The sequence below is a fragment of the Burkholderia sp. GW821-FHT14F03 genome, assembly GCF_058803765.1.
The window spans coordinates 1-414 of sequence record NZ_JBXAPG010000151.1 but is presented as its reverse complement, the minus strand read 5'-3'; the positions used below and the strand labels follow the sequence as shown (position 1 = coordinate 414).

At 64.0% G+C, this 414-nt stretch carries 1 protein-coding gene; it reads left to right on the top strand.

The window, feature by feature from the left end; translation table 11 throughout:
• Positions 1-19: 19 nt before the first annotated feature.
• Positions 20-414 (top strand): hypothetical protein (locus AC1RQF_RS33460; RefSeq protein ID WP_492874424.1); only part of this gene is annotated, 395 nt, incomplete at its 3' end.

The window sequence follows — 414 nt, the reverse complement described above, 5'->3', positions numbered from 1 at the left end:
GTTGGCGGACGACAGACCGGTGGACGTGGACGAGGACAGCGAAGTGATGCTGCTGTTGGCCGACGAGAGACCGGTCGAAGCGGAGGTCGAGAGCGAAGCGACGTTGCTGTTGGTGGTGCTGAGGCCGGTCGACAGGGAGCCGATCGAACTGTTGGCGGACGACAGACCGGTGGACGTGGACGAGGACAGCGAAGTGATGCTGCTGTTGGCCGACGAGAGACCGGTCGAGGCCGAGGTCGAGAGCGAAGCGACGTTGCTGTTGGTGGTGCTGAGGCCGGTCGACAGAGAGCCGATCGAACTGTTGGCGGACGACAGACCGGTGGACGTGGACGAGGACAGCGAAGCGACGTTGCTGTTGGTGGTGCTGAGGCCAGTCGACAGGGAGCCGATCGAGCTATTAGCCGACGACAGGCC